Here is a 23035-nt window from a genome sequence, read left to right as displayed (position 1 = left end):
GCTGGCCTATCATTCCCGGAGATACCTGGCATTCTGAATGACGCGGGCCACCGTTGCCTCGTCCGTATTGATATATCCGGCAAAGGGGTTTAGCGAAGCAATGACCCCGCGCTCTCTTGCCCAGTACATGGCTTTCCAGGCACCATAAGCCAACCCATCCAAAATCTGCAGCTGACGGGTAACGCGGTGCAGCAGCTGATCACGTGAATTATAGTCTGCAAGCACATTATCGCCGTCCTTTAGTATGTAGTTCGAGACGTCATTTACAAGTGCCAGGCTCCTTGTCCGCATTTCTACTGAAAGGTTCCCGGCAAATACCAGCAGGTACGGTTCCGTTTTAGCCATCTCCAGTGCCTGACTGATGTACCCCGTCATATCGCTGATGATGAATGCCATGTTCTTTACTTCCAGCCCATCCTTCAGTGCCGAGTTCACATTAGCGAGCGCCTTATAGATGATTGTTTGGGCTAAGAACACTGAACCGACATTCGTGTTCAGATTATTAATATTGTTGGTGATCTTGCCGAGGTACTGGTCGTGCGCCGATTCAGCAGAACTCCTGACCACCCCATTTTGAAGAACCGCGATAAGGTGCTTCGGATCAATAACATATTGTTGTGCACTGACTGAAAAAGAAACGATCAGATCAGCTATCCATAGACAGACCTTTTTCATTTCTTCAGGTATTTTGGGTTTTGAATAATATCGCCTGCAATGGATTTATCGGCGTCAATAAAATTTTGGAAAGGGTTGGCGGCGCGCAGCAATGAATACAGGTTATTGTATTGAAGCATAGCCAGCATGTTACCGGAAAGATTCTGAATACTGCTCAATTCAGCGATTACATAGTCGAAGAGTATTTTCCTGTCAGATGCTTTCATTTGGTTTACGTCTCCGATGGACAAAATTAAACCCGCAACATAACCCAGCAGGTCTTTGGCCTGTTCGGCAAAATGCAATTCAGACTGGTAACTAATGGCTATAAAAGCGGGGTTCTTTTCTGCCAGTTGAATAATCTGCGCCTGGTTACTGATGATCCGGTTCACTATCGGCGAGGCAGTAATGCCAACTTCTGCGACATTGATCGCCGTGCCAAGGGTATTGAACCGCTGTTGAAGCGTCCGGTAGGTTCCCTTTAGTTTTGTCAGCAGGGTTAGGTTGGCCTGTTCGTTGGCTGTTGCTGCCGCCTGCTTATTCCTGGCATCTTTTTGCAGCTTATTCTCTGAAATGGACTCATCAACCAACTGGTGAATCCCGACGATGTCGAGGGTGTTTTGCTGTGCGAGAGCTGCAATCGTTGGGACGTTTAAAAAAATAGCGATTAGCAGTTTTTTCATGGCTTAAGGTATTTAGCGTTTTTTAACACATCATTGGCAATCCTAACGTCCTGATTCTGCCATTCCGCCCAGGGATTGAGGGAACGGAAGATGCCATTCATTTTGGCCCAGTACATCGAGCGGTTCATACCGTAAGCGATCCCGCGGAGGATGCGCATTTCCTGGGCGATGTGATTGAGCAGTTTAACCCGTTCGCCGGAATCCATCAGGTTGTTGTTGCCGCCTTTCAGTACAAAAGCGCTGACATCTGCGGCCAGTGTCGCGGCGCGTGTTTGAAAATCACGCGCGCCCTGTTCGGCAAACAGCAGCAAAACCGGATTGGACCTGGCCAGATTGACCGTGCTTTCCATGTCAGCGACGATATCACTGCCGCATTCGGCGATCTCTTTTATCGTTGTCAGGTTACTGATCACGGACGCAACCTGGCTTAGTCCCGTGTAGATCTTATTTTGAAGATCGTTGACGATCACCAATTGACCGGTCACTGCCAGTTGGCCTTTTTGTATAAGATCGAGTTTATTATTGGTGGTGTTCAGTTGTCCATTGATGAGGCCGGCATTTACCGCTATTGCGGCGGAAGTTAGCGGATCAACGACAATCTCCTGGGCGAAAGCGAATTTCGCGGCCAGAAAAAGAAGTACCAGTAATAGCTTTTTCATGATGTTGAATTTTGGTTAACATATTGGATGAATTGCGGCAAACTGAGCTTACTTTCCTCGAAGTCGGCGACAAAGGCGTCGAGGCCTTCCCGGTAAGAACCGTACCGGTTAGTGTAACTTTCCACGGCAGACTTTTCCGGTTTTTCGGTGGTATAAGTCAGGTACTGGTGGAGCGAAACTTCGACGCCGTAAACTTCGCCAACGGCTCCGCGACGGATGTAGACCTCTTTAAAGCGGCCCCGTCCATCCGTGTTATCCAACTGGTTAATGGTGAATATTTTGCGGCGTTCCGTTTCATTGATCGAAAGCAGTGCGGCGATGTCGTTGTAATTATCCCTGAACTTGGTTTGATCGAGCAGGCAGATCGTATCGGAGTTGTTGATGATACTATCCTTTACAACTGCGTTGCCGATGATATCTCCGAGTTCCTGCGTTACCACGATAGCTTCACCCCAGAATTTCCTTACAGTTTTGTACAGGTAAAGGAGGTATCCTGCCATTAGTGGGCTGGCGATCGCTTTCCAGGCCTCTTCCACAACAAGCGCTTTACGACGGTCGGAACGGTAGCGCATTTTTTGAATGAAAACATCCATAATGATCAGCGTCACGATCGGAAAGAGGATCTTGTGCTCTTTAATAGAGTCAATTTCGAAAACGATAAAGCGTTCGGTAAAAAGCGATTTGTCGGCTTCCTTGTTCAGGATCGGCGCAAACTCCCCGCCTTTGTAGAATTTTTTAAGGACATAACGAAACTCGTCGAAATCGAAAAGGATCTTTTCTTCGGCTTTGATCTCCGGTATTTTGATCAGCGCAAACTCGTAGAAAGTATCGAATTTAAGATCGCCGTTTTCTCCGAAGCATTTGCTGTAATAGGCAGCTATGACATTAGCTACCACATCCCGCTCTACCGGGCTGAATGTCCCTTCGGCACCTTTCCATGCCACGCCGATCAGGGTGCAGAGGAAATCTTTCTTTTCAATATTGTACTCTTCCTCAGTGATCCGGAAGGGATTCATCGTAATCGGTGACTTGTCCGAATAGGTAATGTATTTGCCGTTATAATAAGAGCATAAACCCGAGTAGGAATGGCCGGTATCTACGATAACCATATCCATGTTGTAAAGCATGTACTGCTCGATGAGCGAGTTCATAAAAAAGCTTTTCCCTGAACCACTTGGGCCAAGGCAGAACCGGTTGCGGTTGTTGACCCGGCCGTTACGCATGACCAGATCGGAAGGATCGATCCCTACCGGGATCCCCTGGCGGTCGGTAAAGCGTATCAGAAAATCCGAAGGCTCGTTTTTGGGCAGGGATTCTTTAAAAAAAAAGCAGGCAGCAGCGTCGCATGTTGTGAGAAACCAGTCGTAATTTTTCAGTTCAACTGCGTTTCCGGGCAAAACACTGCGAAAGAGTTCCAGCTGATTGTAGGCGTTCCGGCTGGGAATGATGCCGAGTTGAAAAAGAGAGCTTTCCACGAAATTCGCAGCTTTGTCCAGCGCTCTTTCGGGTGCTGATACAACAATATTAAAATGGCAGTTGACCAGTAGCTGATTTTCCCGGGCGACGTCATTCAGTAACTGATCGATATCTTCCACGCATAATACATTTGCAGGATCGGGTATGCCCGAATGTCTTTTCTTTTTCTGTTCCAATTTGCGCAGGACCATCACCTGGTTAGGTATTTCGATCACCTGGTTAAAAATGATCAGGTCGCAACCCGGAACTTTAAAAAGGAACGAAAGAAAATCCACCGGAAATCCCCGGATGCTCTCTTTATCATTTAGTTCGATATGTGTGGTTACTTCTGGGGGCAGGTCTATACTGTCAATGTTTATGAGGCTAATATTACGGGCCATTTTATCGCCAATGCGGATCGTCGTATCCGAAGGCGCGATGTTGTTAAGGGCAAGGTGGCTGCTTCTAAAATCCAAGCTCAGGATCTGCATCACCAGCTTATTGATCCGTTGTTCCTTAAGCACCTGAGGCGAAGGGAGGATGTCCAATACTTTGGTGAGCGCCTGCCGGAAATCACGCATGGCTTTGGGGTCATACACATAAAAAGCTCCTTTTTTTACCTGGCGGGTAATGGTGAGATAGGTGTCTACCTGAAGGCATTCGCGCCCCTCGAAATGTTCATTGTATTTCTGCTGTAGATATTCGCTGGCGGCCTTGCCTTTCCAGGGAGAGCGGCTGATCATATCCTGTTTCTGAAGGATGTAACCGTCGCCCAGGATTTTGACAACATTGAGCAGGAGATTATGGAATTCGTCATATCCGGCAGGATAGGCGGAATACCGGATCACCGGGTTAACGATCTGTATGATTACGGAAAACTCACCATTTAGTCCAATCAGCAGATCATACGCGCCGTTCTTATCGATACCCGCATAGGGTATATTAAATAAAGTCTTTACGGCCATAGTGGTTGAGGATTAAAATGTTGGAGTTGCGGCCTTTAGCGTGAAGTCCGCCTTTTTGTTTGCCGGCTGTGAAAAGCAGGCCGCCGACAACGCTGCCGATCAGGACGATAGCGCCAAGCCACATATTGATGAGTGACATCGTGAGCGCACCAAATACCAATCCCGCGAGCAGGAAACCAAGGCCCCAGTAGATGTACTTTCCTTTGAAGCCTTTGAAAATAAGGGGCTTCTGCAGCCCCTTATAAACAGCGTATTTTCGCGCCATTTTACAAGCCGAAAAAGGCTTTAACTACCAACGCTGATACGACAAGCAAGACACAGGAGCCCCCCCACCCCATTAACTCTTTGTTGATATCCTGGTCTCCGCTGTTCCACTTCGAGTAGACACGGATGGCGCCGACGATCCCGACGATGCCACCAATGACCAGGGTAATGTTGGTTACGGGATCAACATAGGTTTTAAGGGTTGATGTAGCGGTTGTCAGGCCGTTAACGCCGCTTTGGGCAAATGTCTGCGCAGACAGGAGCAACAGGATCGCTGATGCCCACCATGGTTTTGTTTTGTTAAACATTAAAAAGGAATGAAAAATATCGGCGGAGATCTTTTAGCTGCAGTCGGGAGGCAACAGAGGAAATTCACAGACCGGCGTTCAGATCACGAACAACGCCATAAAGAATTCCCAGTAAGGAGACCGGTCAAGTTTGCCGGTCCGGGATTAAAATTTTGGAGAAATGAAGACGGGTATCTTTTATGCTTCCAGGAAAAAGCTTTTTGATAGCAGGGTGTTCAGATACCGAACAACGCCCTGAGGAATGCGCCTGCGATGATCATAAAAAAAGCGGCGAAGAACCAGGCGGCCACATCGGCATCGATGCGGTCTTTGCCCATTTGCCAGTTATGATAGATCTTGATAGCGCCATTGAGGCCAAGCAGCGTGGCCATAACGAGAGAAAAATCAAATACTGAAAAGAAGTCGTTGGTCAGATCGCTTTTTGCCTGCTGCATTTCAGCAATGCCGGGCTGCGCGAACGCGCTTAGATTAAGCAGGCAGCATCCGAAGGTAAGTGCTCCTTTCATGGATCAGTAGCTTACCGGACGGGTGTATTCGATCACTTCTTCCCGTGCAAGGTTGAACAGCTGCTTAAGGCTGACACCTCCGGACGAAAGCACGGATGCATCGTAAATTTCAGGTGTGGAACCCGCGATTTCCCGCACCGGTTCGATATGTTCTTCAAAGGAAAGTTCGTGGGATCTTTCGGCGTCGGGTTGTTTGCCGCTGCGCAGAAAATCCCATAACAATACTGCCGCGTAATAGATCAGGTAGATGCCGCCCATCCAGAGCGCGAATTTTAGCCAGGTCATAAGTCTGAGTTTTGAATGAATTGTTTAATGATTGATTTGATTTCCGGGCGGTTTTCCAGGAGTTCGCGAACCGCGAAAGAGACGAGCCGGGTTACATCAACACCGGTAGCCATTTTAAACTGGTTCAGTGTGCGCACCGTTTTCTCGTCGAAACGCACATGAACCATGCTTTTATGCCGGGAGGTGTCGAATCCGGCAAGGGCGGTCAGGATCTCTGAAGGCTGTTCTTTGGGTCTGACCTGCTTTTCTTTAAGCTTCGCTGTTCCGCTGGCTTTTGGAGCGGTGGGCGACTGCTTATTTGCAGCTGGTTTAACCAGTTCCTCCCGGATTTGGTCGGCCAGGGTTTTCATGTTTTCCATGCAGGTAGTCGTTATAAATCTGTTCGAAGACGGGAATGATTACAGGATATAGAATAGCTGGTGTATGAATGGTATTGACTCGTTGGAAGTCAACCCTGTCAGGCAATACCGGTGTCAGCTTACCAAACCTGGAGAGTTGCTCATTCACTTCCATCATGATTTCGTAACGTGCGTTGGATTTGATCCGGTTGGGAACAAAGACCATGGAAATTTTAGGGTTGATCTTGCGCAGCACTACAGTGAACAGCACGGTGGATTCAAAGGTAAATTCGTCGTACGCAAAGGGACATATGACAAGATCGGCTGAATTAAATACCGGCAGCAACCCGTCGTCGTCAAGCTTTCCGGGCAGGTCTATCAGGATAATATCCCTTTGGTTACGCGCCAGCAGATTTTTCAGGACCGGGTAAGTTTCCAGCGTTGCAGGGATCACCTGGTAGGGTTCCTCATTCTCAAGCACTTTTGCTTTATCGAATTTTTGGGAGATCGACTGCTGGTAGTCCATGTCGATGACGGTAACCGAACAGTTTTTTGCGGCAGTCAGGAAATTGGCCAGCAACAGTGTGAGCGTGCTTTTTCCGGCTCCCCCTTTCTGGTTTCCAATAATGATGATCATATAAAATTGATTAATAATTAGCGGGTATTTGTTCTTGCCTTGCGCTGCCGCCTCCGGCGCATGCCGTGGATCTGCTGGTCGTCAACGTCGTCTGCGATGGAAACCGGACGGATGTAGTCCCCGGATACTTCATTTTCTTTTTCAGCCAGCCCTTTCCCGTATTTGAAATCGTCCCCGGCGGTCGACAGCAATTCCCGTAATGGCAATACTTCACTTCCCTTAAAAACCATTTTTCCTTCGTGGTCGATGATGGAGTAGCCATAAGGTTTTTTGCCATCTGATGAATGGAAAATCAATTCGATCTGGTGGTGCTTAAGGAGCAAGTCAGGAAAGTCAGATCGCCCACGATGTTTTAAAAGAACCGTTTTGATCTGCGCAGCTCGTTCCCTGTCCAGCGTGTAACCGGCAATCTTTTTGTTGATCTTTTTTTCATCGGGGTCTATACCGGGATAGCCACGGCTTTCCAGGATCATAAAAAACTGCGCCCGGGTACTGAACCGGTATTGCAAGGCAAATTCGTATCCGAGAACGCGGCAGAGCATCTGCTGTCCGCGTTTCCATTCAAAGGCACTGTTGATCTTCTCGCCGGTGCGGTCAACTCTCGAAGACACCATGTGAACATGGTTATTGCCCGTATCTTTATGGAAAACGATGAGGTAAGGCTGTTCGCCGTAACCCATTTCGCGCAGCCAGTTTTCGGCGATAGCCGTTAAGGTGGTCTTATCATAATTGCGTCTTTTAGCGGAGATAACCGCATGGAATTGCGGCAGCTCAACGTTTTTATTTAATGAAGCGAGGGCGGTCAGGTAGTTGATGTAATCTTGCGGGCGCAGTTGCCCGAAGGCCTGTAACGGACCAAAATTGGCGACTTTCATCAGTTCCCCTTTGTTATTATCGACCTTAGCGGTATTGTATTTAACACCGCCAAATCTTGCGGTTGGCCTGAATATTTTTAAGATCATAACCGGGTATTACAATGCGAAACCGGGCACAACCGATCTATCATTTAGGATACAAGGGTGGAGATGGTAGCTTGCATGGGCGCGCCATGACTAACCAGCATGAAAGGAGTATCCGAACACCGAGCAGTATATCATTGTAACAAACGATCAGCAGATCAGCCGATCAATAGTTCAATCCATCTGTATAGCTGAAGACCCCAGTAGCAGTATATCGAAGTACCTACGTAGCCATATGGTTGGATAGCAATATAACAACATAGCAAGCTAACTGTAGAATAACCATACCAGTTGTCAGCCTAACAAAGTATCGGTGGACCAATATGTCGAAGTATCCTTGTATCAATTGATCGAGGTAACCACCGATCATGGTACCTATATATCAACAGAACAGTTTATCTGTGCATCATGCGAATTATTTTGCGCAGGCAGACCTCCAACTCCTTCTGGACGTTGATGTGCTGATCCATTAAAAAATTATACCTGGTCAAAACGGACGTCGGCGGATCTCCTGTCATGGCGATGGTATTGGCATGCCGAGCCAGCTGGTTGATATTATTACCAGATCGCGCCAGTTCAACGCCTACCTTGTCAATCTGAAGGATCAGTTCCCTGGCGTTAACCAGTATCAGTTCTGCATCGTAAAGCACCCGCTTCCGAACGAGATCTGAGCGGCTTATGCCAAACTCTTTTTCGAGTCCCCGCAGGGCTTTGTCTTCATCTTCCGTGATACGTACTTTAATTTGCTCCGTCCGTTTCCCGCTTTGCTTTGGGGGGCGTCCCCCTTTATTTTTAAGTTTATCCATCAGAAAAAATGAGTTGCGAATTTTTGGCCGTTCCCCCGGAGGGCAAGATCCTTTTTGGGTACCAAAAAGACATCTTGCCCTGGCAGAATCAAAGCCAGGAAAGGGTATATAAGACAACAAAAAAGGCAATAAAAGGAACGGTTATTAGGATATTAAATTGAAAACCCTTTTTGAAATTCAGGACCATTTCCCAATTTATTGGCCGTTTTAAACGAGGCAAGCAACTTGTCATTATAGTCGTTGAAACCTTCAAAAGCGGCTGACCGGTCAGTTGCATACGGCAGGGCTGCATGGAGTGCTTTAAACGCCTGGAATCCTGCCGGATCCCTATCAAAGTAGACATCGACCACCGAAAACTGCTTTGCTTTTTCTATACCCGCTGTAAGAAGCGAAAGTGTGTTTAGTACGATGATACTGCGGCTGGTATCCTGATATTCTGAAAGCCAGCTCAGGTAATTGAGATAGCCTTCAAAAAGAACCACATGCCGTGGGTCTCCGGGAACGACCGTTATGCCTTTTGACCCGATGCAGCCTTTGAAATACTTGTTTCTTACCTCCCAGCCGCCGGCTTCATTTTGCCAGCCTGCCGCAAAAAAAGCCTTTCGGGCACCGTTGATTTCCAGGAAATAATAAACCTCACTTAAATGCCCCCTGGCTGCTTCAAAAATGCCCCGGTTTAAAAGATAATTGCTGATTGCCGGATTTCCTCCGAGCGGACAAACGCGGTCTATTACATAATTACGGTTTTTCACCGGTAACCGTGGACGAAAACTTCTGGGGCCTTGTACTGATTCGCTACTTAACTGTTGCAGTTTATCTACGACCTCGCTAAAAGTCAAAGCCGGCCAGTACGCGAGCCCAAAGTCAATGATGTTCCCACCCTTTCCACTCCCGTGGTCATACCAAGCCCCGATATGATCATTTACACTTAATGATGGTGTACGATCACCATCACGTAGCATACTGTGATACATCAATTCTTTACCGCTTTTCCTGACCGGTTCATAGCCCAGGTGCTTTAGCAGACTTACGATGGAAGCCCGTTCCTTCAATTCTTTTGCGTTCAGTAGTTCTGGCATAATTAGTTTTTTAGATTTAGGATCAAACGATTGGCACCGGCAGCGGGCATCGAACCCGGATAATCCGCTTCTGCCGGTTTGAAAGTTCGGGACTACCCACGTCGGCATCTACATGCCGGGCCTCCGCCTGCCAATGCGTTTTCGGTTTCTTGATATGATCTCACCTTCGCAAAATTTTCCGCTCCCCGCGGAATAATGTTTCGTCCCCATATGTCAAAGAGCGCGGAACCTGTTTCCAGCTTCCCCTTGCCCCCTGCCGGGCTTTTCTATTCCCGGCAGTACAGGCCTCGTAATATTTGACCATGCTTAACCTGGTCACCTTCATTTGGCGCCGGCTATCCGGTTAAAATCTGTTCCCTTGGCTGGAGAATGCTGGACTGGCTTAAAACCGAGTACTGCTCCTGCCTGTGAAACATGCCTAGTGACCGGCATTGTCTGGATCAAAAGTCATTGCATATTGCGAGCTTGTATGAGGAGCTTTACGGTACTACCGAAAAATAAATTCCAATTTTCCGGGTACAAAAAAGCCCGTTCACTGAACGGGCTCACCTAGTCTGGTAATCAGGAATTACCATTTTCTATCTTTCGCAGAATATGCTCTTTCATTTGATCGATAAACCTTGTGGGACTTAGCCGCTTTCGCCGTTCGATTTCATTGAAACGGCGCTGAATGATTCCAATCGTGATCTGTAAGGTAGACTCCAGCCATTTCACGATCTGATTCAGGCTGGCATTGCCATGATTCAACTGCCCTGTAAGCCATATTCCGTATGCCAACTCCACAATATTTACCGAATCCCCGGTCCACTTGAGTTCGTTGCTGTAGGCTAAGGCATTTGGGGACATATCCCGACCATGCAACAGCATGATCTTTTTCAGGATAAATTGCTGAAGATGTTCAAATGCTAAAAATTTCGCGAAAAGGTGGCTCATTGGCACTTCTACATCCGCAGCCGTCACATCGAGCACGGGGACGGTCAACGGTTCGGTATTGCGCAGAAAGTATAAGTTATCCATTTCTGTCAAGCCGTTTTTATAATATTGATAATAGAAATTATTCATATTAAAAAAACTACGTTCAGCCTTAAGCACCTCTTCGTAGTATTCAATTTGAATTTCCGGTGTTCCCACCGGCACGTTTACGGATAGGTGATACTCAATAATCAGCTCAGTCCTTTTACAAAGGATGCCTGGTTTCTGAACTTTAAAGAAATAAATTTCCTCCGGTATGGTGTCAAATCCTAAAAAGCGGACTTGTTCGTCCAGCGCTTTCACTGCCTGGTCAATCAATGCCAGTGACGCATTCAAAAAAACAAGATCTCCCGATCCGTGGCCCAACTCGTCCAATTTCGTATTTAAATCGGCAATTATTGCCTGTACATAGTGCTGCATGAAAAATGGTTTAGGTTAAAAAAATAAGATGATTTCATTCAAGCGGACGGCTCAGCAATCGCAGCCGCGCACCTTGACATCAGGATAAAGATGAGCATCCATCTAAGATAAAATCACCATTTATCCAACGTCTGCCCGATCCTCTCGATGATCAATATCAATAATAGGGGTAAAATTGCCAGGCTGATTTGGCGCGAAGAATAAGCGCTAAGTCAGGCAATCGATTCGGGTAATGTTAAGTTTACGTAACTAAATTACAGCCAATACGTACAATTACTTAACAAACCAAACTTTAATCACGTCGAACGGAGTACAATTTAAGGATGTACCTCCTCAAATCGAGTTGATATTTATCAAAAAAAGCACCGATGCATGCCGCAGGATTGATCAACACCTTAAACGCCATCAAAACGGTTTCCAAGCCGTTGGAATCTTATATCAGATCGATAGTTAAGGAAGAGCATTTCGCTAAAAGGGACATTCTATTGAAGCCAGGACAAATTGCCCAGCGTGTCTACTTTATTAACAAGGGATTTTGCCGGGCTTTTTATGAATGTGCAGAAAAAGATTATACCACCTGGTTCACCGGGGAGGGCCATATCATGCTGTCTGTTTACAGCTTCTTCACCCGAAACCCATCATTCGAAAGCATTGAGGTTTTGGAAGATGCTGCATTTGTCTCGATTGACTGGAAACAGTTACAGGAATTGTATAAAAACTTTCCTGAATTCAATATATACGGCAGGATAATAACAGAACAATATTACCTCAAAAGCGAAGAAAGGGCCATTGCATTACGAACATTAACCGCGGGTGAGCGTTATGAAAAATTGATCACACGGTATCCGCAAATCCTGCAACGCGCCACATTAGGGCAAATCGCTTCCCATTTGGGCATTAGCCAGGAAACCTTAAGTCGCATCAGGGCCAAAAGATGAGCGACATGGTAAAGGTGCTATCTGGGTCTTATAAACTACCGGCCGGAAATTTTGTCTGCCCCAGATTAAGTCACGGAGAACCCAGCTATACCATCCTGAATGCACCTCCTCTTATGACCCTTTTCAAACGCCTTTCCTTATTTCGTCATCAACAACACCGCCATGTGCGTCGTCAGGTCTTTAACGTCCCATTGAACCCGATCGGGCTTGTTATACTTCCTGAAATTTCGCCTGACCAATCGGAAGAACGGTACCGGTTTTCACTTCCTGAAGTACAAACGTTGACTGTAAATTGGCCAGCGGCACTAATTTCGAAACAACCTGATCTAGAAAATCATGATAGGCTGCGGTGTCCTTTGAAGCGATCCGCAGCATAAAGTCAAATTCCCCGGATACCTTGAAGCACTCCAGCACCTGTTCATGCTTAATGATTTCGCGGGCAAAACGGCTGACGTCTTCATGTAGGTGGTCTTTAATTTTGACGTGCGTGAAACATATTAAGGCAAGTCCAACTTTTAAGTGGTCGATTTGTACGCCGTAGCCCCGAATATAGCCGTCATCCTGAATTCGTTTGATCCGGTCATTGATACTGCTGGTGCTTTTATTTAGTTTTTCACCAAGCTCTTTAAGCGTAAACCGGCCATTCTGTTGTAACAGTCGTAAAATGCCGACATCAGTATCGTCAAGCGGATGTAACATAGGTTTTTAAAAATTTAATGGTTGACTTAAGGTCTGTCGAATTGGTCAACAATAGTAGTTAATATTATCGGGATTAACAGAACTGGCGATCCTTTCGTTCAATGTTCTATTCATCCCTCAATTAAAAAACAATCCACGCCTTCCCTCTACGATAGCCTCCAACTTCCGGATGCTACTTCTTTTCAGTTGGCGTACCCTGGCGGTACTTATGCTGAGTTGATTTGCGATATCTTCGGGTGTCAGCTGCATTTCGCCATTGAGCCCATAACACCGCTCGATGACCATCTTTTCCCGTTGGGTCAGCTGGTCAAGCAATTGTTTAATGGAGGCCTTAAGTGCTTGCTGTCGCAGGTCTTGATCGGCCAGGTGTTCCTCATCCCATAGTTGATCAATAAGCCGGTAATCTTCGTTGGAACCAACCTGGATATCGAAACTCACCGTACGTCCGCTGGTTCCGATCAAATCGTTTAATTTGCTTTCCCTGGCTTGCATAAAGCCGGCAAGTTCGCTTGTTTCCGGAACCCTTTCCAGGCGTTGTTCCAACGCTGCGGCACAAGACTTCATTTTAGTCAGCAGGCTAATTCGGTTCATCGGCAGCCGGACCAAACGCGTTTGCTCAGCGATAGCCGCCATAATGGTCTGCCTTATCCACCAAACTGCAAAGGAGATGAAGCGGAAACCTTTTGTTTCGTCAAAAAGCGTGGCGGCTTTGATCAGGCCGGTATTGCCCTCAGCGATCAGGTCGCTTAAAGGAAGCCCTTGCCGCTGATATTTCTTAGCCACGGAAACGACAAACCTCAGATTAGAGGTGACCAGTTTTTGCAACGCTGCTTCATCCCCCGCCCTGATCTTCCTGGCCAGGGTGGTCTCCTCATCGGCAGTGATCAGGGAAGTCCGGGCTACCTCCTGCAGATAACTGGAAACTACCGGCGACTCCGGATCTGTAAAACTAGCGGTGATCTGTAAATTTCTCATTTTACAACCTCCCCATTCATCGCTACCGCATTATTCGGGCTATAACTTGCTGGTTGTATCCAAAACGAGCCCTTATTCAAGGGGATGTCCAGATAGGCGGCCGATATTAATTGGTTCAACGAAGCCGGATGCAACGTAAATGCGATAAGGTTACGGTCCTTTTGAAGCATATCCAATACCTTGGCAAGGGCATTCGGACCAGGACAACAGCAGATTGGTTGTGGGCTTCCGCTAAGCAGACGCGTAGGCGAAAGAATCCGGAAATGCAATATATGGCCATCTAAACGCTCTTCATAACCAGCAGTAGAAAGTACCTCTCTTTTAAGAGTCAGCTGGTACCAACACCCATAAATGCAGACGCCAAACTGGTGCATGACATCTGGTTCAATGGGCGCATTGCCAGGAGAAATTCGGATCTCAAAATCTTTGCAAATGAGTTGAAAGAAACTCTCAGGATCGATCGGGAATCCAGGTTTAAGAAGCTGATGACAAGGCGCCGACCTTAGCTGCTTTTCGGAGACATAGATGGCTGGCACCAGGGGCCCAAAACATTCACTGTTAATAAGGTCTTTACCTGTACCAAAATTCACATGGCTGAAAACGCCACTTACGGGGATGTGAAATACCGATCCCAGCTTTCCGAATATCACTATTAACCTTTTGATCTCATTTTCGTCGTTGATGAGCCATAACCTGTGTTGCGCCGCACCTTTATTGGATTGCTTCATGGGAACCGTGCGTTTTACCTTGCCGATCATTTCGTCAATATATTTGTCCGACGCATAAGTTATGATGACAGCGGTTTCGCGATTCTCCAGAGCAGCATTAATCGGGTTGACGACAACTGAATTATTCTCCAGGCGCAAAGATTTAATCGTTCCATTATGAAAATCTTCCGCTGCGGTAAGTGCCCAAAAACCGGTAAGCGATTCGCCAGGGCTTTCATATTCGTAAATAAAAAATGCATCTAATGCCTCCGGTATGCCGTCCCCGTCGTCATGCAGGGATTCCTTTGCTAGTCCGGAGGGTCCGCAATTCACCAGCATTGTTGCTGAACAGGCCTTTCGTACCTCCCGGAGTAAGTGGCTTGGATGTTGTAAAAGTTCAGGAACGGAAAATTCCGTGGCTTCGTAGATTTCCTGGTTACTCCAGTTAGGGTTACCAGATTTCAGTGGACTAATTTGGGACATAGGCTATTGGTTTTATCATAAAATCCTGAACCTGCTTTCAGCGATTTCCGATTACCTGGCTCAAGTGTTGAATCAGGGAAAAGTTTAGCCAAATCGTTCAGGTTTCTTAATGGTTAGTTCAAAGGTCTGCTTTCGGGAAATCAGTTGCCAGCAACCCCAAAAAAAGGGGAGATTTTCCGCTCATTATACCTGTTTTCCCTTGCTTTTCCGAAATGTGGGGATATTCCGTATTTAAAACCACAAAATTTCCTGTGTGAGAAATTAGATTGTGTAAATAGTACAAGAACATTTTACACTAAGTACAAAATGAACTACTAAAAACTATTCCAAAAAAATTTACCAAACAGCCTTCCGTTTTGCCTTGGTTGTGAATTAGCTTCGATTTCAGATTTGCGTTTTATCGTTTTATTTTGAATTAACAACACTAAGCATCATGAACAATGTCAAAACACTGGGTCAATTCATTATTGAAAAACAGGCCGACTTTCCTTTCGCCAAAGGGGAGCTTTCGCGGTTATTGAGAGATCTTGGTATCGCAGCAAAGATCGTTAACCGGGAGGTCAACAAAGCAGGGCTAGTCAATATGTTGGGGAGCGCCGGGAGCGGAAATATACAAGGAGAAAATCAACAGAAACTTGATGTATATGCCAATGAACAGTTCATTGCGGCATTAAAACACGGTGGGGAATGTTGCATCGTCGCGTCTGAGGAGAATGAAGAGATCCAGTACCTCGATACGGACGTATCAACGGATGCCTCCTATATCGTAGCGATCGATCCATTGGACGGCTCCTCGAATATCGACGTAAACATCGCGGTGGGAACTATTTTTTCGATCTTCCGCAAGCGTTCGTCCAGCCGGGCTACCCTCGATGACGTTCTACAAAAGGGGACTTGCCAGGTCGCAGCCGGCTATATTATTTATGGCTCTTCAACCATGCTTGTCTACACCACGGGAAAAGGGGTGAATGGTTTTACACTGGATCCCTCGATTGGTGAGTTTTGCCTGTCGCATCCGCAAATGGAAATCCCGGCAAATGGCAAGCTCATCTCGATCAATGAAGGTAATTACGTACACTTTCCGGAAGGCGTTAAAAATTTTATCAAATATTGCCAGGCTGAAGACCTGTCAACTAACCGACCATTTACCTCGCGTTACACCGGGGCTATGGTTGCCGACATCCACCGTATCCTGATCAAGGGAGGTATTTTCATCTATCCTGCTACCGCAGCCTACCGCAACGGTAAATTGCGACTAATGTACGAATGTAACCCGATGGCCATGATTGTGGAACAGGCGGGCGGAAAAGCCACAGATGGACATCACCGGATATTAGATCTGGAACCCCAAATGCTACATCAACGAACACCGGTATTTATTGGTTCTTCCGAACTGGTTATCAAAGCGGAACTCATGATGGAGGCAGCCGATTTCGTTTATTAAATTTTAAGAAAATGAATATACCGAATTTTTTATATCCAATTACCCATTTGGACCTATGTTACCTAGGCTTTTCCAAGCCTGCAGACTGTTTTTACCAGCTCTCACCTGAAGTACTAACGCAATATGCTGTTGAATATGGGGAAGGCTCCCTGACTGACCAACAGGTATTAAGCGTGGATACCGGGAAATTCACGGGGAGATCACCGAAAGACCGTTTCCTGGTTAAAGATGAAACCACCAGCGAACTGGTGTGGTGGAATGACGTCAACATCCCTTTTACCAAAGATGCTTTTGACCGGCTTCGTTTGCAAATGGCAGACTATTTATCCCGTCGGCCGTTCTTTGTCAGGGATGCTGCGGTTTGTGCGGATCCGGCTTATCGCCTTAGCCTGCGGATTATCACCGAAACGGCTTATCAAAGCCTTTTTGCCTATAATCTTTTTATGGAACCGGACCAAGAAATTAGACCAGTGCCAGAATGGACGATCATTGCCGCGCCAGGATTTCGTGCCGACCCGGAAGAAGACCATACCCGACAGGCCAATTTTTCGATTATCGACTTCAGTCAGAAAATGATCCTGATTGGGGGAACTGGATATACCGGGGAAATCAAAAAGGCCGTTTTTTCGGTGCTTAATTTCCTACTACCACAAGTGGGCGTCCTACCCATGCATTGCGCTGCCAATGTTGGGAAAGACGGGAACAGTGCTATTTTCTTCGGACTTTCCGGAACCGGGAAAACAACCTTGTCGGCAGATCCGGAGCGTAAACTGATCGGTGACGACGAGCACGGCTGGAGCGAGGAAGCGCTCTTTAATTTTGAAGGTGGTTGTTACGCCAAAACCGTCAATCTCAGCGCGGAGCACGAGCCACAAATATTCGCAGCGATCCGTCCGGGCGCCTTACTCGAAAATGTCCGATGCTATCCTCAAACACGAACCGTCAACTTCAATGATATATCGGTTACGGAAAACACGCGGGTCTCCTACCCCACCCAATTTATTGCGAACGCGGTACAACCTTCTATCGGCAGACCACCTAAGCACATATTTTTCCTGACTGCCGATGCGTTTGGTGTACTGCCTCCTGTATCACGACTTAGCAACGCGCAAGCGCGCTATTATTTCCTGTCCGGCTATACGGCTAAAATTGCAGGCACGGAGTTCGGCATTAATGAGCCGCAGGCAACCTTTTCTGCGTGTTTCGGGAAGGCATTTATTCCCCTGCATCCCACCTGCTATGCCGAGCTTTTGGAAGAACGAATCGAAAAAGGCGGTGTTCAGGTATGGCTGATCAATACTGGTTGGACAGGCGGTCCGTACGGTACGGGCGAAAGAATATCACTTTGTTTCACCAGGGCAATTATTAATGCGGTAATGAACGGGCAATTGAACCAGGTCAGTTATAATACGCTGCCGCTATTCAATCTCATGTTTCCGAATCATTGTCCGGGTGTTCCTGATCAACTGTTAAACCCTGCAGAAAATTGGGACGACCGGGACGCCTACCGTTTTCAAGCCTCAAAATTATTGCGATTGTTTAAAGCAAATGCAAAACTTAACTCGGGCAGCCATGCCGAACTTCCTATATGAATAAAAAGACCTGAAGAAAATGATGAAAGCGAACGAATCAAAGCATTTAGATTTCCACTATATTAGCAGCTATTTTTTATTTAAAAACACCGATAATGGACAAATTCAATCAGGTAAAAGAAGCGATTGCCGCCGCAGAAGCGGATTTTAATGCTTTTTATAAAAAGGGAAACAAAGCTGCGGGTACGCGTGTCCGCAATGCTATGCAACTGTTGAAAACACTCGCACAGGAAATTCGCACAGAAGTGACAGAAAAAAAGAACGAAGCGAAATAATACTAAGGAAACTGTTGAGGGAAAAAGGGCTGCTTGCAGCCCTTTTTTGATCATGCAGAATTTGGGATAAAGCAATAAATTAATTTCTGTCTTGGTTTTTGGCCTCCCATTGCGGCATACAACTGCTCAGCTGAAGGGGGCTGTTTAATAGGCCCAGTCATCGTCTTCACGTCGCTTTCGTAAAAGCACAAACACCAGCCAGCATAAAAATGCCGAGGCCAACACCTGCTTGGTCAACTCCGGGGATTCTCTCTCCTGAATAAATGCTGTTACTTTCCAAAGGATGGCAAGAAGCGCCGACGAAAATAAAACACCTACGATCAATCCTCTTTTATTCTTCATACGCCTTCAGATTTTTTTGGCAGAAAACTGCGCGGGTGATCAGTTTGCAGTTGGTGGCCAGCTCATCCAGCCGGCAGCCTTTCATGCGAACTTTCTCCGGCAACGGTTCCGTAGTTTCCATTAGATCGATATATAATATCTGATCGCTTAAGCTTTCATCTCCCTGTAAACTGTCAAACAAGTGATGGGCAGCTTCAGGGTCATCACCTATACTAAATTCGCCGAACACCACGAAACCAGCCGGCGTTTTCAAATTAAGCAACAAAGAAAAACGATGTCCCATAACTTCAAATTGTAAAAGGCCCCGCAAGCAGGGCCCTGTTAAAAACTATTACACTTAGAACTTATTTAATCTCGATCTGACGGCGTATTTGCTTTGCTTCTTCGCACTTAGCAATATCAATTTTTAGTACCCCTTCGGTATAAGCCGCTTCAATGCTTTCTGCGTTAGCGCTGTCGGGGAGGGTAAACGAGCGCACCCAGGATGCATAGCTGTATTCGCGTTTGCTGTAGTTCTTTTGATCCTCGTTATTTCCGTTACGTTGTTCCACCGAAATATTCAGCACCTTACGGTCCAGGTTCAATTTGAAATCTTCTTTTTTCAGACCCGGGGCCGCCAGTTCTACATGGAAATGATCTTCCGTTTCGCTAATGTTAGCTGCCGGTACCCGGCTGGTCAGTCGGTCGTTAAAAAAAGTGTCGCTGAAAAAGGAGTCGAATACGTCATTAAAGCCTGGCAATAATGAACCACTTTTAGGATTATTGGAATTGAATTTAACCAGTGTCATAGGTCTTTCCTCCTTAATGAATTAATGATTGAAACTTATAATTAATTAAACTGGTCTGTATAGTTCAAGTCCTGTGCCAACCTCAACCCAACCCCTTCTGACTGAAAAAATTTCAGTCATCGTGAAAAAATTTCAGTCCACAGATGCCATAATTTCCCACCATTAACGATCTTCCTATAATTGGATCATCAGCTTACTGATTTGTATCTCGACTGAAAGCATTGAACTGTCCGATTATTCGCAAACTCGCCCTCTATGCGGATCAATTTATGCATATTCAAAATTGCTCTGAACTAATTACAACTATTCGAAAGATTTTTTGTTCAGCGAGGATGCAAAAGGAAATCACTAAAACGAAATACAGCGAGAGTGAACTCGACGAGTTCAGGATTTTAATACAAACTAAAATCAACTCGGCGCGTGAAGAACTTTATGACCTCGCGGGTACGCTCAGCGCAACCAATTCCAATGGCGATGAGGCAGCCATAGCCGGCAAAACGCTTGAAGACGGATCGGCAACATTTGAAAAGGAATACATTAATCAAATGGCTGCGCGACAGAAAAAATTTATAGAACAGTTAGAGGCCGCGATCCAACGGATTGATAATAAAACATATGGCATTTGCAGATCTACAGGCAAACTTATTCCCAAAGAACGTCTCCGCGCTGTTCCTCACACCACACAGACCATGGAAGCCAAACTTAAACAATCATAATTCATAAAGTAGGTTGGGGCCTCAGCGAATCAGTGTCTAACTGCCTACCCAAGCGAATTGTTAATGGCTTATCCTTTCACCTAAACGACAATAGTTTAACCCTTAGTTGCTGTACAGGTAATATTTTGCATTACCTAAAACAAATGTGGGGTCGCACGGTTCCCGGGAATCAGTGACCTTTAACAATGTCTGTTAATTTGGAGTTGCTATTATTATCAGGATCATAAAGTAAATCACCATTAAAAATGCATTTCGGTCATATTGTAGAGAAAAAAATTAAATTAAGTGGTTTTAGTGTAGGCGAAGTTGCCCGGCTTTTGGCTGTTGAAAAAAGGACAGTGTACAACTGGTTTAATTCACCCAGGTTAAGCCTGATTACAATTGAAAGGATAGGATTCACGCTAAACTGCGATTTCGCTCCTGAGTTTCCAGAACTGTTTCCTCCGGCACATTTTACGGCGCAAGATGCTGATCCAAACTCGCCCAACCATCATTCAGAGATTTTAACTGCAGAAGAAATGGCGGAAAACGTCTGGAGGAATAAATACCTGACGTTACTCGAAGCCTATAACAAGTTTCAACATAATCGTAATTTGATTGAGATGTCGACGCCGGTAATATCTGAATACTGAAAGGCCTATTGCTCCCTGGTGTAAATCTGATATCGAATGAATGCCGTCATTTCCCCTTCAATACACTAAGGCAATGAGTTACGAAACTTAGGGTTTAATACCATCCTCATTTAAGGGTGCTCGAATATCTAAGTATAAATGGAGATTTAGCTAACATTGAAAGGCAATTTATCATATAAATTATCTCTCCAGTGCAAACTTATGAACTATTTGTTCGATCATAACGCGTGAACGACATCTTGAACGTTTTTTAGGTACTAATGTTTGTTATGCAAACTAACCTGACAATTGTCCATCTTAAAAAATAAACCGGAATTTTTATATTTTAATTATCAGCAAACGCTAAATATTATTAGGCAGGCAAACTATCGTTTTGCCCTTGTTTAAAGATCGCGTCGCTCAACACAACTTCCAAGTGGCGGTATTGTTCCGGACATTGGTGAGGATCAGTAATTAAAAACCGGTCTCCCGACAATTGCATATGAAAACGCTCCCTACTTCCAGACACATTTACATAGACCTGAAAATTTAACAATTTTCGGACCTGCATCGTAAAAAACTCGAATTCGGCATCAACTAGATGGATCTTAAAATTATTGGTCATCTTGCAAATGTAACAATCGTTTCTAGATCATCGCTCAGCACAACCGAAACGGTCGAATAACTTAAGTTTAGAGAATATTTTATTATAAGTACTTCTAACGCATTTTCCGTATTCAATAACCGGGGGATTTTATAAAGGTCACTTAAATCTGGAAATTGAGCATCACTGCAGTTTTGGTTACCTGGAATCTCTCTCGATTACACCGCGGATCTGTTTAAGCATCCAAATTCGACGCTTTTAAGTGAAAATCGAGCGTGGGATGACGTCCGCTATACCTCATATACTGTTCCTCTTCCATGTTTGACAGCTTTCTATATAAATAATTGCTGAAAAGCCTGTTACATTTCGGCGGCCTGGTGTCATAAAACCATTCGATTAAATCACCTCTAGTCACCCCTTCCGGCCATTCCACAAAATCATGAGATTCCAGGAAATTCAGAAATTCATATCGCATGGCGATGACCGAAGAAGGCATCACGTGATTATCGACGGTTTTAAAAAAGACAGTCTTCCCATTGATCTCGCTTTGACCAAAACCGGCTTCTTTAAGCCATTGATAAAGGTTCGCCTGCTGTTCATCTGAACTGGTCGAGGCGGCCTTCCCATTTTTTGATAAGGTAACAAAGTTATTTATCGAATACTGCTTTCCCATTTATAAGCTCCAACCGGATGATGTCATTGCTAAAATAGGAACGTCAAGTTAACTTGATCCCGTTTGTTGAAAAGTTAACGCAATGTGGAAATCTTGGTTAAGCAATTGCCAGTTTAATTTTCTGTGAAGCAACATACTATTTTGATTAGTATTGTTGGATCGAATGATTAGCGATTTTTTACGGTCAGATTGGCTCAATGCACCGAAGTAATTTCCGCTGTTTAGTAATAACAATGTCCCGCTTGCCCTAATAATCAAAATCACTTTACGGCTAACGGTGATGGGCATGGCTGTCAAATTTTTACCCAGGCTTTTTGGTTTCAAAAGTGCTGCCCGATTCCGATGGAGGATATCTAGCAAGAACCCGAAATTAAGAAGTAAAATCAAATGGAAACTGAAATGGAGAGCTGCACTGGTATGTTCTTTATTCAAATAATTCCTGCGCTTTCGTGTAGTATGTTTTTCGCGATGCGATCTCTGCCACCAAAATTTCTTCGGCATTCGGCGTAACTTTATGTTTAGGCAGGTGAACCTGGAGAAAATCACGCTCCTTTTCTGTGATGGTATCCGGGAAGTTTTGCCGGATATGCGCTTCCGCATCCGTTAATACTTTTTTGACCGCTTTCGTCAGCACCATAATTTTTTCGTTCGGAATTTTAGCTGCTATTGAAAAAGGCGACAGCTTCGCCGCATAAAGGATTTCGTCTACATATGCATTGCCAATCCCCTGAACTACTTTGCCGTCGGTTAGCACCGTTTTGATCGGGCGGCTGATTTTCTTTAGCGCTGTTTGCAAATAACCGTCTTGCAACTCCATGGCATCAGGAACTGTTGATATTTCCGGGTCAAGTGACAGCATCACGGATTTCTGCCAGTCTGTGATGGCGAGGCCGGTACCGTCGGAAAACTTGAGTTCGGCGATGGTAAACTTATTCTCGTTGTTGCCCTCATACCAGTGCATCGATCCGTACAGCATCAAATGCAGGCCTAAAACGTGCCCTGCAAATTTAAAATACAATTGCTTGCCCACTCGGTTAATCGCATTCAGTTGTTGTCCTTCAAGCGCTTCTTTAAAGGCAGCTTCCGGCTCCTTGAGCTTTCGCGGGACTAGGATGTCAATACTGTCTAATGTCTTGCCGACGAGCTGCTTAGCCAGATTACTGCTGAATATGTTGAGGTCGGGAATTTCGGGCATAAC

General features: G+C 45.6%; 29 protein-coding genes. 6 read left to right on the top strand and 23 right to left on the bottom strand.

Annotated features, from left to right (window positions below; all coding sequences use genetic code 11):
- Positions 1 to 9: 9 nt before the first annotated feature.
- From GSY63_RS02845 to GSY63_RS02780, 14 genes are all read right to left on the bottom strand, one after another.
- Positions 10 to 675: a hypothetical protein gene (locus tag GSY63_RS02845; protein ID WP_166584318.1), complete on the bottom strand. Its 666-nt coding sequence runs from the start codon at positions 673 to 675 to the stop codon at positions 10 to 12.
- Entirely contained in the window at positions 672 to 1337 is a 666-nt protein-coding gene (locus tag GSY63_RS02840; protein WP_166584317.1) for a hypothetical protein, read from the bottom strand. Before GSY63_RS02840 ends, GSY63_RS02845 begins: the two co-directional genes overlap by 4 nt.
- A complete protein-coding gene (locus tag GSY63_RS02835) occupies positions 1334 to 1996 on the bottom strand; it encodes a hypothetical protein (RefSeq protein ID WP_166584316.1) in 663 nt (220 codons plus the stop codon). The genes GSY63_RS02840 and GSY63_RS02835 overlap by 4 nt, the downstream gene beginning before the upstream one ends.
- The gene (locus GSY63_RS02830; protein ID WP_166584315.1) at positions 1993 to 4416 is read right to left on the bottom strand and encodes a TraG family conjugative transposon ATPase; all 2424 of its coding nucleotides are present in this window, start codon (positions 4414 to 4416) and stop codon (positions 1993 to 1995) included. Before GSY63_RS02830 ends, GSY63_RS02835 begins: the two co-directional genes overlap by 4 nt.
- Complete coding sequence (locus tag GSY63_RS02825) at positions 4394 to 4681, bottom strand: plasmid transfer protein (protein WP_166584314.1); 288 nt, start codon at positions 4679 to 4681, stop codon at positions 4394 to 4396. The genes GSY63_RS02830 and GSY63_RS02825 overlap by 23 nt, the downstream gene beginning before the upstream one ends.
- 1 nt (position 4682) lies before the next feature.
- The gene (locus GSY63_RS02820; RefSeq protein ID WP_166584313.1) at positions 4683 to 4988 is read right to left on the bottom strand and encodes a DUF4134 domain-containing protein; all 306 of its coding nucleotides are present in this window, start codon (positions 4986 to 4988) and stop codon (positions 4683 to 4685) included.
- Positions 4989 to 5203: 215 nt separating this feature from the next.
- Positions 5204 to 5494 (bottom strand): DUF4134 family protein, encoded by a 291-nt coding sequence (locus tag GSY63_RS02815; protein WP_166584312.1) that lies wholly within the window; start codon positions 5492 to 5494, stop codon positions 5204 to 5206.
- 3 nt (positions 5495 to 5497) lie between these two features.
- Positions 5498 to 5779, bottom strand: a complete 282-nt coding sequence (locus GSY63_RS02810) for a hypothetical protein (RefSeq protein ID WP_166584311.1) — start codon at positions 5777 to 5779, stop codon at positions 5498 to 5500.
- The gene (locus GSY63_RS02805; RefSeq protein WP_166584310.1) at positions 5776 to 6138 is read right to left on the bottom strand and encodes a hypothetical protein; all 363 of its coding nucleotides are present in this window, start codon (positions 6136 to 6138) and stop codon (positions 5776 to 5778) included. Before GSY63_RS02805 ends, GSY63_RS02810 begins: the two co-directional genes overlap by 4 nt.
- Positions 6089 to 6754, bottom strand: coding sequence for a ParA family protein (locus GSY63_RS02800; RefSeq protein ID WP_166584309.1), 666 nt, complete (start codon positions 6752 to 6754; stop codon positions 6089 to 6091). The genes GSY63_RS02805 and GSY63_RS02800 overlap by 50 nt, the downstream gene beginning before the upstream one ends.
- Positions 6755 to 6771: 17 nt before the next feature.
- On the bottom strand, positions 6772 to 7716 hold the full coding sequence (locus GSY63_RS02795; protein WP_166584308.1) for a relaxase/mobilization nuclease domain-containing protein: 945 nt from the start codon (positions 7714 to 7716) through the stop codon (positions 6772 to 6774).
- A gap of 392 nt (positions 7717 to 8108) precedes the next feature.
- Positions 8109 to 8519, bottom strand: a complete 411-nt coding sequence (locus tag GSY63_RS02790; RefSeq protein WP_166584307.1) for a plasmid mobilization protein — start codon at positions 8517 to 8519, stop codon at positions 8109 to 8111.
- A gap of 152 nt (positions 8520 to 8671) precedes the next feature.
- On the bottom strand, positions 8672 to 9598 hold the full coding sequence (locus GSY63_RS02785) for a toprim domain-containing protein (RefSeq protein WP_166584306.1): 927 nt from the start codon (positions 9596 to 9598) through the stop codon (positions 8672 to 8674).
- Between the two features lie 561 nt (positions 9599 to 10159).
- Entirely contained in the window at positions 10160 to 10990 is an 831-nt protein-coding gene (locus tag GSY63_RS02780; protein WP_166584305.1) for an RteC domain-containing protein, read from the bottom strand.
- Positions 10991 to 11358: 368 nt separating this feature from the next.
- On the opposite strand from GSY63_RS02780, the gene GSY63_RS02775 reads away from it, so the two are divergent.
- Positions 11359 to 11928 carry a Crp/Fnr family transcriptional regulator gene (locus GSY63_RS02775; protein ID WP_166584304.1) on the top strand — a complete coding sequence of 190 codons (570 nt, stop codon included), beginning with the start codon at positions 11359 to 11361 and terminating at the stop codon, positions 11926 to 11928.
- Between the two features lie 210 nt (positions 11929 to 12138).
- Here GSY63_RS02775 and GSY63_RS02770 read toward each other — a convergent pair whose 3' ends face one another.
- From GSY63_RS02770 to GSY63_RS02760, 3 genes are all read right to left on the bottom strand, one after another.
- A complete protein-coding gene (locus tag GSY63_RS02770) occupies positions 12139 to 12627 on the bottom strand; it encodes an Lrp/AsnC family transcriptional regulator (protein ID WP_166584303.1) in 489 nt (162 codons plus the stop codon).
- A 117-nt stretch (positions 12628 to 12744) separates the two neighbouring features.
- Positions 12745 to 13602, bottom strand: coding sequence for a sigma-70 family RNA polymerase sigma factor (locus GSY63_RS02765; protein ID WP_166584302.1), 858 nt, complete (start codon positions 13600 to 13602; stop codon positions 12745 to 12747).
- The gene (locus tag GSY63_RS02760; protein ID WP_166584301.1) at positions 13599 to 14642 is read right to left on the bottom strand and encodes a DUF1015 domain-containing protein; all 1044 of its coding nucleotides are present in this window, start codon (positions 14640 to 14642) and stop codon (positions 13599 to 13601) included. Before GSY63_RS02760 ends, GSY63_RS02765 begins: the two co-directional genes overlap by 4 nt.
- Positions 14643 to 15225: 583 nt before the next feature.
- On the opposite strand from GSY63_RS02760, the gene fbp reads away from it, so the two are divergent.
- The 3 genes from fbp to GSY63_RS02745 all read left to right on the top strand — a co-directional run bounded on the left by fbp (position 15226) and on the right by GSY63_RS02745 (position 18103).
- Complete coding sequence (fbp, locus tag GSY63_RS02755) at positions 15226 to 16236, top strand: class 1 fructose-bisphosphatase (protein ID WP_166584300.1); 1011 nt, start codon at positions 15226 to 15228, stop codon at positions 16234 to 16236.
- An 11-nt stretch (positions 16237 to 16247) separates the two neighbouring features.
- Positions 16248 to 17828: a phosphoenolpyruvate carboxykinase (ATP) gene (gene pckA, locus GSY63_RS02750; protein WP_166584299.1), complete on the top strand. Its 1581-nt coding sequence runs from the start codon at positions 16248 to 16250 to the stop codon at positions 17826 to 17828.
- Between the two features lie 95 nt (positions 17829 to 17923).
- Positions 17924 to 18103, top strand: coding sequence for a histone H1 (locus GSY63_RS02745; protein ID WP_166584298.1), 180 nt, complete (start codon positions 17924 to 17926; stop codon positions 18101 to 18103).
- 144 nt (positions 18104 to 18247) lie between these two features.
- Here the strand turns inward: GSY63_RS02745 and GSY63_RS02740 are convergent, their stop codons facing one another.
- The 3 genes from GSY63_RS02740 to GSY63_RS02730 form a co-directional block, all read right to left on the bottom strand.
- On the bottom strand, positions 18248 to 18445 hold the full coding sequence (locus GSY63_RS02740) for a hypothetical protein (RefSeq protein WP_166584297.1): 198 nt from the start codon (positions 18443 to 18445) through the stop codon (positions 18248 to 18250).
- A complete protein-coding gene (locus tag GSY63_RS02735) occupies positions 18435 to 18728 on the bottom strand; it encodes a hypothetical protein (protein WP_166584296.1) in 294 nt (97 codons plus the stop codon). The genes GSY63_RS02740 and GSY63_RS02735 overlap by 11 nt, the downstream gene beginning before the upstream one ends.
- 61 nt (positions 18729 to 18789) lie before the next feature.
- On the bottom strand, positions 18790 to 19233 hold the full coding sequence (locus GSY63_RS02730; RefSeq protein ID WP_166584295.1) for an Hsp20/alpha crystallin family protein: 444 nt from the start codon (positions 19231 to 19233) through the stop codon (positions 18790 to 18792).
- A gap of 332 nt (positions 19234 to 19565) precedes the next feature.
- Here GSY63_RS02730 and GSY63_RS02725 point away from each other — a divergent pair, with 332 nt between their 5' ends.
- Both GSY63_RS02725 and GSY63_RS02720 read left to right on the top strand, forming a co-directional pair.
- Positions 19566 to 19949: a TraR/DksA family transcriptional regulator gene (locus GSY63_RS02725; RefSeq protein WP_166584294.1), complete on the top strand. Its 384-nt coding sequence runs from the start codon at positions 19566 to 19568 to the stop codon at positions 19947 to 19949.
- 245 nt (positions 19950 to 20194) lie between these two features.
- Positions 20195 to 20581 carry a helix-turn-helix domain-containing protein gene (locus tag GSY63_RS02720; protein WP_166584293.1) on the top strand — a complete coding sequence of 129 codons (387 nt, stop codon included), beginning with the start codon at positions 20195 to 20197 and terminating at the stop codon, positions 20579 to 20581.
- A gap of 818 nt (positions 20582 to 21399) precedes the next feature.
- Here GSY63_RS02720 and GSY63_RS02715 read toward each other — a convergent pair.
- From GSY63_RS02715 to GSY63_RS02710, 3 genes are read right to left on the bottom strand one after another with little or no spacing between them, the layout of a single operon-like run.
- Positions 21400 to 21837, bottom strand: coding sequence for a hypothetical protein (locus GSY63_RS02715; RefSeq protein WP_166584292.1), 438 nt, complete (start codon positions 21835 to 21837; stop codon positions 21400 to 21402).
- Positions 21838 to 21885: 48 nt separating this feature from the next.
- Positions 21886 to 22269: a hypothetical protein gene (locus tag GSY63_RS24665; protein ID WP_208094446.1), complete on the bottom strand. Its 384-nt coding sequence runs from the start codon at positions 22267 to 22269 to the stop codon at positions 21886 to 21888.
- Positions 22262 to 23032, bottom strand: coding sequence for a DNA-formamidopyrimidine glycosylase family protein (locus GSY63_RS02710; RefSeq protein WP_166584291.1), 771 nt, complete (start codon positions 23030 to 23032; stop codon positions 22262 to 22264). The genes GSY63_RS24665 and GSY63_RS02710 overlap by 8 nt, the downstream gene beginning before the upstream one ends.
- Positions 23033 to 23035: the final 3 nt, after the last annotated feature.

The organism is Mucilaginibacter agri (assembly GCF_009928685.1).
In the GTDB taxonomy this organism is placed as follows: Bacteria; Bacteroidota; Bacteroidia; order Sphingobacteriales; family Sphingobacteriaceae; genus Mucilaginibacter; species Mucilaginibacter agri.
The sequence above is the reverse complement of the archived record's forward strand: the minus strand, read 5'-3'. Positions and strand labels throughout refer to the sequence as shown.